Source organism: Falsiroseomonas oryzae, assembly GCF_027856955.1.
In the GTDB taxonomy this organism is placed as follows: Bacteria; Pseudomonadota; Alphaproteobacteria; order Acetobacterales; family Acetobacteraceae; genus Falsiroseomonas; species Falsiroseomonas oryzae.
Genome location: NZ_JAPSMD010000001.1, coordinates 90033 through 98928, shown reverse-complemented (window position 1 = coordinate 98928; position 8896 = coordinate 90033). Strand labels below are relative to the sequence as shown.

Annotated in this window: 10 protein-coding genes; 4 read left to right on the top strand and 6 right to left on the bottom strand. The window is 71.9% G+C overall.

Going from position 1 to position 8896, the window contains the following annotated elements:
* The 4 genes from OZN99_RS00455 to OZN99_RS00440 all read left to right on the top strand — a co-directional run.
* Positions 1–445 (top strand): hypothetical protein (locus tag OZN99_RS00455; RefSeq protein WP_270933185.1); only part of this gene is annotated, 445 nt, incomplete at its 5' end.
* Entirely contained in the window at positions 442–789 is a 348-nt protein-coding gene (locus OZN99_RS00450) for a hypothetical protein (RefSeq protein WP_270933184.1), read from the top strand. The genes OZN99_RS00455 and OZN99_RS00450, both read left to right, overlap by 4 nt.
* Complete coding sequence (locus tag OZN99_RS00445; RefSeq protein WP_270933183.1) at positions 734–1465, top strand: Rieske (2Fe-2S) protein; 732 nt, start codon at positions 734–736, stop codon at positions 1463–1465. Before OZN99_RS00450 ends, OZN99_RS00445 begins: the two co-directional genes overlap by 56 nt.
* Before the next feature lies 1 nt (position 1466).
* Positions 1467–1967 (top strand): hydrogenase maturation protease, encoded by a 501-nt coding sequence (locus tag OZN99_RS00440; protein WP_270933182.1) that lies wholly within the window; start codon positions 1467–1469, stop codon positions 1965–1967.
* On the opposite strand, the gene hypE is transcribed toward OZN99_RS00440, so the two are convergent.
* The 6 genes from hypE to OZN99_RS00410 form a co-directional block, all read right to left on the bottom strand.
* Positions 1936–2949, bottom strand: coding sequence for a hydrogenase expression/formation protein HypE (hypE, locus tag OZN99_RS00435; protein ID WP_270933181.1), 1014 nt, complete (start codon positions 2947–2949; stop codon positions 1936–1938). The two genes, OZN99_RS00440 and hypE, sit on opposite strands and share 32 nt — an antisense overlap.
* The gene (hypD, locus tag OZN99_RS00430; RefSeq protein WP_270933180.1) at positions 2946–4070 is read right to left on the bottom strand and encodes a hydrogenase formation protein HypD; all 1125 of its coding nucleotides are present in this window, start codon (positions 4068–4070) and stop codon (positions 2946–2948) included. Before hypD ends, hypE begins: the two co-directional genes overlap by 4 nt.
* The gene (locus tag OZN99_RS00425) at positions 4067–4327 is read right to left on the bottom strand and encodes a HypC/HybG/HupF family hydrogenase formation chaperone (protein WP_270933179.1); all 261 of its coding nucleotides are present in this window, start codon (positions 4325–4327) and stop codon (positions 4067–4069) included. The genes hypD and OZN99_RS00425 overlap by 4 nt, the downstream gene beginning before the upstream one ends.
* Positions 4328–4349: 22 nt before the next feature.
* On the bottom strand, positions 4350–6650 hold the full coding sequence (gene hypF / locus OZN99_RS00420; RefSeq protein WP_270933178.1) for a carbamoyltransferase HypF: 2301 nt from the start codon (positions 6648–6650) through the stop codon (positions 4350–4352).
* Entirely contained in the window at positions 6629–7960 is a 1332-nt protein-coding gene (locus OZN99_RS00415; protein WP_270933177.1) for an MFS transporter, read from the bottom strand. Before OZN99_RS00415 ends, hypF begins: the two co-directional genes overlap by 22 nt.
* Before the next feature lie 193 nt (positions 7961–8153).
* Positions 8154–8789: a glutathione S-transferase family protein gene (locus OZN99_RS00410; protein ID WP_270933176.1), complete on the bottom strand. Its 636-nt coding sequence runs from the start codon at positions 8787–8789 to the stop codon at positions 8154–8156.
* Between the last annotated feature and the right edge of the window lie 107 nt (positions 8790–8896).

Here is an 8896-nt window from a genome sequence, read left to right as displayed (position 1 = left end):
CCGCGTCGTGCTGGTCGGCGCCGCCGCGATCTGCCGCCGGCCCGGCGCGGTCGCGGCCTGGCGCTGGCGCGGCGGCACGCTGCCCCCTGTCGCGATGCAGGACCGCATCTACGAAGCGGTGACCGGCGTCGTCGACCTCGAGAACACGCTGATGATCGGCACCCAGTTCGGCATCTGGCCCGAGCCTGTCTGGAGCGTGGAGGCCGACCTGCCCGCCGATACCTTCCAGCGCATGGTGATCGCCGAGAGCGAGGGCTGGGCCGATGACGACGCCCTTGCCGCCCATCTCGGCTTCTCTCCGGAAGCGGTCACGACGGCGCTGATCGAGACGACCGTCGGCGTCCTGTGCGGCGCCGCGGCTCCGTCGAAGGCCGCATCGACGCTGGTGCCGCTGACAGCCTTCACGCAGAATGCCGCCCTCGCCGCGCCCAGAGGCCGCCCGTGAGCCACACCGCCGAAGCCCCCTCCGCCCTCGACCGCCTGCAGGCGCGCGAGGAGATCATGCAGATCTGCTACTGGTATCAGGGCGAAGGCTTCGGCGAGCGCTTCTCGCCGGCCGCGGTGATGCCCTTCCTCAATCTCGACCGCGCGCTGGTTGCCGACATCTTCGAGGCGCTGGCCGCCGACGGCACGATGGAGAAATCCTTCGGCACCTACGCCTTCACCGCCGGCGGGAAGCGCGGCGCCGGGCGGCTCTTCGTCGAGACCTTCACCGAGTTCCAGACCGGCACGCATGGCGAATGCACCGCCGGCTGCTGCGAGGGCGACGAGGTGTGCGATCACGACTGACCCGCAGGCCCTAGTCGGCTACCGCACCAACGAGGAGTGGCTTCGGCTGCTCGACGAGGTGAACGGCAGGCTGGCGGAGCTGGAGACCGCGCTCGACCCGGCGCAGCACGCTCAGGTGCTCGCGCTGCTGCAGGGCATCGATGCGGTGCATCGCGAGTCGCTGCATCGCCTGGTGCGCCTCTTCAAGGAGGGCGTGGTGGAGCAGGTCGTCACAGACCCCGCCATCCGGACCCTGTTCGGCATGTACGACCTGCTGCCGCCGGAGCAGCCGGGCTGCGCCAAGGTCTGGGACTTCATCGGCGAGAAGGAAGCGCCGGCGCTGCGCGAGGGCGATCTGCCGCACTGGTCGCCGGCCCCGGTCCTGCAGCCGCCGGCCGAGGGCGAGGCCCTGCTCTGCCGGATGGAGGAAGGCACGATCCTGCTGGCGCAGGCTGGCGGCGAGTTCCGCGCGCTCGATGCAGCCTGCCCGCGGCATGGCGGGCTGATGATGGGCGGCACGCTGCGCGGCCTGTCCTGGATATGCCCGCTCGGGCCCGGCTGCGTCTACGACCTGCGCGACGGCTCGCGGCTCGGCGGCGGGGCGAAGCTGGAATGCCATCCAGTGCGCCTCGATTCCGGTGGCCGCGTGCTGGTCGGCTTCGGTATGCCCTTCGATCCGCAGCGACCGGCCTTCTGAGATGCGCGCGCTGGTCGCCGGCGTCGGCAATCCGCTGCGCGGCGATGACGGCTTCGGCGTACTGGCCGCGCGCCGCCTGCGCGAGGATCCCCGTTGCCCGGCGGATGCAGTGGTCATGGAGACCGGCATCGGCGGCATCCACATGGTGCAGGAACTGATGCGTGGCTACGACGCGCTGGTGCTGTTCGACGCGGTGGACCGCGGCCGCGCGCCGGGCGAGGTCGCGCTGCTGGAGCCTGTGCTGCCCGATACGGCAGCGATGAGCGACACCGAACGCCGCGACTTCTTCTGCGACATGCACTACGCCACACCGGTGCGCGCCCTGACGCTCGCGCGCGAGATCGGCGCGCTGCCTGGCCTGGTGCGCATCGTCGCCTGCCAGCCGAACGATGCCGAAGGCTACGGCATCGGCCTCCATGCGTCCGTCGAGCAGGCGATCGGGCCGGCGGTGGAACTCGCCCTCGACCTGCTCAGCAGATCCGCGGCAGCTGCTCGCCCGTGAGCATGTCCACGATGCGGCGCCCGCCGAAGGCGGTGTCCATCACAACGCGTCCCGGCCGGTCGGCGACGCAGCGCCCGATCAGCGCGGCCTCGCGCCCCAGCGGATCGGCACGGAGCGCGGCGAGCGCCGCCTCCGCTGCATCGCCCGGCACCACCGCCACCATCCGGCCCTCATTCGCGAGGTAGAGCGGGTCGAGGCCCAGGATCTCGCAGAGGCCGCGCACGGCATCGCGCACCGGGACCGCCGTCTCGCTCAGCTCGATCCCGACCTTCGACGCCGCGGCCGCCTCGTTCAGCACGGTGGCGAGCCCGCCGCGCGTGGCGTCGCGCAAGAAGCACGTGCCCGGAACGGCGTCCAGCAATCGTCCGACAAGGCGGTGCAGCGGCGCGCAGTCGCTCTCGACTGTCGTCTCCAGCGCGAGGTCGCCGCGGGCCGCAAGGATCGCCGCGCCATGGTCGCCGAGCGGCCCGCTGACCAGCACCACATCGCCCGGTCTGCAGGCGGCGGACGAGGGTGCGACACCGCGCCGCACCACGCCGATCCCGGCCGTATTGACGAAGAGCCGGTCGCAGGCGCCGTGCGGCACGACCTTGGTGTCGCCGGTGACGATGCGCACGCCGGCCTGGCGCGCCGTTTCCGCCATGGAACGCACGATGTCGCGCAGCAGCGCGATCTCCAGCCCCTCCTCCAGGATGACGGAACAGGAGAGTTGCAGCGGCACCGCGCCGGCGGTGGCGAGATCGTTGACCGTGCCGCAGACCGCGAGCTTCCCGATGTCGCCGCCCGGGAAGACCAGCGGCGTGACGACGAAGGAATCGGTGGTGAAGGCCAGCGTCTCGCCATGCGCCGCGAGTTCCGCCAGCCGCGTCGTCGCCGCATCCTCGCGCGCCACCTCGCCGAAGGCACCGACGAAGACGTCCTCGACCAGCGCCTTCATCGCGGCGCCGCCGCTGCCATGCGCGAGCGTAATCGTCCTGCTCAAGCCGGCTCGCGCGCGAGCGCGCCGTAGCGGTGATAGGCCGCGCATGCGCCTTCGGAGGACACCATCAGCGCGCCGAGCGGCGTCGCCGGCGTGCAGGCCTTACCGAAGACCCGGCAGTCGCGCGGGCGGATGCGGCCCGTCAGCACGTCGCCGCACTGGCAGGCCTCGGGATCGGCAACGCGGAGGTTGGGCAGCAGGAAGCGTCGTTCCGCGTCCCAGGCCGCATACGCCTCGCGCAGCCGCACGCCGGAATGGGGGATGGTGCCAAGGCCGCGCCATTCGAAGAACTCGCGCAGCTCGAAGACGCGGGCCACGGCGTCCTGTGCGACGCGACTGCCGGCGTCGCGCGCCACGCGCGCATACTGGTTCTCGACCTCTGCGCGGCCGTCGCGCATCTGCTTCAATACCATCCAGAGCGACTGCAGAACGTCCAGCGGCTCGAAGCCGGAGACGACCAGCGGCCTCGCGTAGCGCTCGGCCACGAAGCGGTAGGGCTCCGTCCCGATCACCATGCTGACATGGCCGGGGCCGAGGAAGCCGTCGATGCGCAGGTCCGGCTCGTCGAGCAGCGCCTGGATCGTCGGGATGATGGTGATGTGGTTGCAGAACAGCGAGAAGTTTCGGATGTCCTCGCGTTCGGCCTGCAGCACGGTCAGCGCGGTGGAAGGCATCGTCGTCTCGAAGCCGAGGCCGAAGAAGACCACGGTCCGCTCCGGCTCCGCGCGCGCAATGGCCAGCGCGTCCATCGGCGAATAGACGGTGCGCACGTCGAGCCCGCGCGCCTTCGCCTCCATCAGGCTGCCGCGCGCGCCTGGCACGCGCAGGGCATCGCCGAAGGTGGCAAGCGTCACGCCCGGCATCTCGGCCAGCGCGATGCAGTCGTCCACGCGGCCCATCGGCAGCACGCAGACCGGGCAGCCCGGCCCGTGGATCAGCTCGATGGAGGGCGGCAGCATGCCCTCGATCCCGAAGCGGAAGATCGCATGGGTATGGCCGCCGCAGATCTCCATGATCGCGATCGGCCGCCCGCGCACGGCTGAGACCTCGGCCGCCAGGGCCTCGATCTCCCTCAGAAGCGTCTTCGCCAGCGCGGGGTCGCGGAACTCGTCCACGAACCTCATCGCGGCGGCGCCCAGGCCGCGAGTTCGTCCTCCTCGCCGAGCGCGGCGAGCATGGCAAGCGTCGCCTTCGCCTCCGCCTCGTCGATGCGGCTCATCGCGAAGCCGACATGGATCAGTACCCAATCGCCGATGCAGGATTCGGGCGTCGCGCCGTCCTCGAGGATGCAGGTGAGGCCGACCTTGCGGCGTACGCCAGCGACGTCGGCAATGGCGATCGCATTCGCCGCATCGACGATCTCCACGATCCGTCCCGGCACGCCGAGGCACATCGCCGTTCCCTCACCCCATCAGACGGGCCGCGACGATCGCCGCCTGGCCCAGCGCCAGCCCGCCGTCATTCGCCGGCACCCGCGCCTGCGTCAGCACCTGCCGCCCCTGCGCCGCGAAGCCGTCCACCAGCAGGCGGTGCAGCAGCGGGTTCTGCAGGCACCCGCCAGAGAGCGCCACGACATCAGCTTCCGGCGCGACAGCGGCGCCGAGCTCGACGATAGCAAGCGCGAGACCGCGATGGAACCGCGATGCGATGGCCGAGGGTGTCACGCCACGGGCGAGGTCGTCCAGCAGCGCCGCCCACATCGGCGCCGGATCGAGCGCCGGCACGCCATCATGCCGCATGCCGATGGGATAGACGACGCGATCGTCGGTATCGCGCGCCAGCGCCTCCAGCCGGGCCGCCGCCTCGCCCTCATGGCCAACACGGTCGAAGCCGAGGCCGAGCGCCGCCGCGACTGCATCGAACAGCCGGCCACAGGAGGACGCCGGCGGCGCGTTGACGCCCTGCCGGATCATGGCCGCAAGGCTGGCAACCGGCTTGGCGGCCAGACGCGCAACGATGGGAAGGCCGTCATGGTGCGTCAGAAGCCCGGACCAGCCGAAGGCGAGCTCGAGCTGCGCGAAGAGGTTGCGCCATGGCTCCCGCGACGCGGCATCGCCGCCCGGCAGCGCGGCGGCGCGCAGCGTGCCGACCCGCCGAGCGTCGCGGTAGTCGCAGAGCAGCAGCTCGTTGCCCCAGAGCGATCCGTCCGCGCCGTAGCCGAGCCCGTCGAGCGCGACGCCCAGCACCGGCGGCGCCCCGGGCAGCACGCCGTTCTCAGCCAGGCAGGCCGCGATGTGGGCGTGGTGGTGCTGCACGGCGTGCAGCGTCGCGCCGTGCCGTTCCGCCAGCGCGCGGCCGAGCGCCGCCGAGCGGTAGCCCGGATGCAGGTCCACCGCGACATGCGCCGGCTGGTGCCGGAACAGCGCGGCGTAATGGGCGATCGCCCGTTCGAAATCCTCGGCGGCCGTCGCCTCGTCCAGCTCGCCGATGTGGTGCGAAAGGATCGCCTCCGCGCCGCGCAGCAGGCACAAGGCCGCCTTCTGCTGGCCGCCGAGCGCGACCACGGGCGGGGCATCGAAGCCGCGGAGCGTGACCGGGGCGGGCGCATAGCCGCGCGCGCGCCGCAGCAGACGCGGCCTGCCGTCCAGCACGCGCGCCACCGAATCATCCACTCGCATCGCGATCGGCCGGTCATGGGAGAGGAAACCGTCGGCGACGGTGCCGAGCCGCTCCCGGGCCTGCGCGTCATCAGTCTCCGGCGGCGCGTCGGAGAGGTTGCCGCTGGTCATCACCAGCGGCACGTCGAATCCCTCCAGCAGCAGCCTATGCAGCGGCGTGGTGGGCAGCATGACGCCAAGCGTGTCGAGGCCTGGCGCGACAGCCTCCGGCAGCGACGCATCGTGTCGCCTGCGCAGCAGCACGATCGGGGCCGGGGCCGAGGCGAGCAGTGCCGCCTCCTGCTCCGACGCGAGGCAGAGCCGCCGCACGGCGTCGAGATCGCGCGCCATCAGCGCGAAAGGCTTGGTCTCGCGCCGCTTGCGCCCACGCAGGCGGGCGACGGCCTCCGCATCCGTCGCATCACAGGCAAGCTGGTAGCCGCCGAGCCCCTTCACAGCGAGGATCCCGCCCCGCCGCAGCAGCGCGATGGCCGCCTGCAGCGCTGCCTCCCCCCGCTGCGCGTCGAAAGCCAGGCGCGGCCCGCAGGCCGGGCAGGCGACCGCCTCGGCGTGGAAGCGGCGGTCGCTTGGCTTGGCGTATTCCGCCGCACAATCCGCGCAGAGCGGGAAGCCCGCCATCGTCGTGCGGGCGCGGTCGAAGGGCAGCGCTTCGACGATGGTGAAGCGCGGTCCGCAGCGCGTGCAGGTCGCGAAGGGATAGCGGAAGCGCCGCGCCGCGGGGTCGGCGATCTCGGCCGCGCAGTCCGCGCAGGTCGCAGCATCGGGCGCGACGGCGGTGCGCGCGGTGCCGACATCGCTCTCAAGGATCGCGAAGCCGCGCGGTAGCATCGCGTCGGTATCGGCGACCTCGATCCCAACGATGTCGGAGAGGGATGGTGGCGCGTCGCGCAGCCGAGCCAGCAGAGCCTCCACCGCTGCGGGCGCGCCGGCCGCACGGATCAGCACGCCCTCGCCGTCATTGCGGACGTCGCCATCCAGGCCGAGCGCCGTCGCGGCCTGCCAGACGGCCGGCCGGAAGCCGACGCCCTGTACCACGCCCCGCACGCGCACCTCGACGCGGCGGATCAGTGCGCCGGGTTCGGCCAACGCGGATGCTCCCGGTCGATGACATAGGCGTGTCGGTGCCGCCAACGCCCGCCGCCGAGCGCGACCGCACCGGCGGCCAGGTGCGGATGGCCGGCCGGCAGGCCGTGATGCTCGTGCTCCACCTCCTCGGGATCGTCCCGCGGCCACAGCGCGAGGGCGGCGGCAAGGCCAAGGCCGGCGAGCGCGGCCATCACTGCGAAGGTCGCCGCGATCCCGCCGGCGGCGCCGAGCCAGCCTGCCAGGGGATAGGTCAGCAGCCAGCAGGCATGGCTCAGCGCGAATTGTGCGGCGAAGAGCGCGGGGCGGTCGCCGGCCCCGGCCGAGCGACGCAGCAGCCGCCCCGTCGGCGTCAGCACCAGCCCGTTGCCGAGGCCGAGGAAGGCCCACAGCGCAAGCACCTGCCCCCACTCCCGCACCAGCAGTCCCGCGACCATACCGAGCGCCAGGATGGCGGCGCCGGCCAGCATCGCCGCGCGATCCGGCAGTCGCTCAAGCAGGCGCGGGATCGTGAGCGCCGCGAGCATCGAGCCTGCACCATAGGCGGCGAGCGTCAGCGCGAGTGCGCGGTCGTCGAGACCGAGGCCGCCGCGCACGATCACCACCGTATTCACGATCACCATCGCACCGGCTGCAGCGACCGCCAGGTTCAGCGCCAGCAGTCCGCGCAGCCGCGGCGTCGCCAGGTAGATGCGGAGGCCGCGCGTGGTGCGCGCCCAGGCGCCCTCCGCCCCGCTTGGCTTCGGCGAGGGCAGCACCACGGAGGCCACCAGCGCGGCCGAGGCGAGGAAGCCGAGCGCGGTGCCGGCGAAAAGCCAGGAGAAGCCCATGACGCCGAGCAGCGCGGCGGCGAGCATCGGGCTCGCCAGGCTCTCGAGGTCGTAGGCCAGCCGGGCCAGCGACAGGGCCCTCGTGTAGTCTGCCTCGTCTGGCAGCACGTCGGGAATGGTCGCCTGGAAGCTCGGCGTGAAGGCGGCGGAGCCGGTCTGCAGCAGGGCGATCAACAGATAGACCTGCCAGATCTCGCTAACGAAGGGCAGCAGCAACACCACCGCCGCCCGCAACAGGTCGAGCAGCACGAGCAGGCGCCGCCGCGGCACCAGATGGGCGAAGGCGGTCGCGACAGGCGCCACGCCGACATAGCAGATCATCTTGATGGCGAGCGCGGTGCCGAGAACCACACCGGCATCCGCGCCAGCCAACTCGAAGGCGAGCAGCCCGAGCGCAACGGTCGCCAGCCCGGTCCCGAGCAGCGACAGCACCTGCGCCGCAAAGAGGCGCCGATAAACCGGGTTGCCCAGTGGCGCGAGCATCGGCAGCGTCCTCCCCTGCGGGCGCCTTGAGCACGTTCCGGTCGGATGGAGTTATCCGAATCGAAAGGTCGTGCTCCAGAAAACACATGTTCCAGAGCAGCTTATGCCCGTTCGGCGGAACGGCGAAGCGTTTCCGCCGACCGGGCGCTGCCGTGGCGCGGTGGCCCGGCGTCACACCACGCCTCGCTGCCGCTCAGGTGAGCGGGATGCCGACCCACCGGCGGAAGCCGTGGCGCGCGTGCAGAGCATCGTACCAGCGCCGCAACGCCGGAAAGTCGGGCCGCCCCTCGACCTCGACCGCGAACCAGCGATGCACCAGCGTACCGAGCACGATGTCGGCCAGGGTCATCCGCGGCCCTTCCACGAAAGGCCCCGCCGCCGCGAGCCGCGCCTCCACAATTCGCCAACAGGTCGCCGAGGCAGCGACCGAGGCATCAATCGCCGCCCAGTCGCGCTCGGCCGGCGGCGTACGCACCAACCCCCAGAACATCACCCGCTCCGCGGGGCTTAGCGTGGACAGCTGCCAGTCCAGCCAGCGGTCCACGCTGGCCCGGGCAGCGGGCGCCTGCGGATAAAGCTCGGCGCCCATCGGTCCGCCATGCTGCATGACAAGGTAGCGGAGGATGGAGTTGGTCTCCCACAGGACGACGGGACCATCCTCCAGCACCGGGATCTTGCCGTTCGGATTGAGCGCACGGAAATCGGGATCGTTGACGCGGCCGAACTGCAAGCCGGCGTCGATGCGACGATACGGCAGGGCCAGTTCCTCCAGCAGCCAGAGCACCTTCTGCACGTTCGGCGAGTTCGTCCGGCCCCAGAGCGTCAGCATGTCGGCCCTCCTGTCATGCAGGGCGAGTCTAGCCGTTCCGGGCCTGCGGTCGAGGCGGGGCGAGGCCAGGAGCCGAAGGACGACCCAGCCAGCATCTGGGTTGCGCA

Coding starts and splice junctions, on each gene's coding strand:
- OZN99_RS00445 (WP_270933183.1), top strand. CDS start 734: ATGGCGAATGCACCGCCGGCTGCTGCGAGGGCGACGAGGTGTGCGATC.
- OZN99_RS00440 (WP_270933182.1), top strand. CDS start 1,467: ATGCGCGCGCTGGTCGCCGGCGTCGGCAATCCGCTGCGCGGCGATGAC.
- hypD (WP_270933180.1), bottom strand. CDS start 4,070: ATGAGGTTCGTGGACGAGTTCCGCGACCCCGCGCTGGCGAAGACGCTT.
- OZN99_RS00415 (WP_270933177.1), bottom strand. CDS start 7,960: ATGCTCGCGCCACTGGGCAACCCGGTTTATCGGCGCCTCTTTGCGGCG.
- OZN99_RS00410 (WP_270933176.1), bottom strand. CDS start 8,789: ATGCTGACGCTCTGGGGCCGGACGAACTCGCCGAACGTGCAGAAGGTG.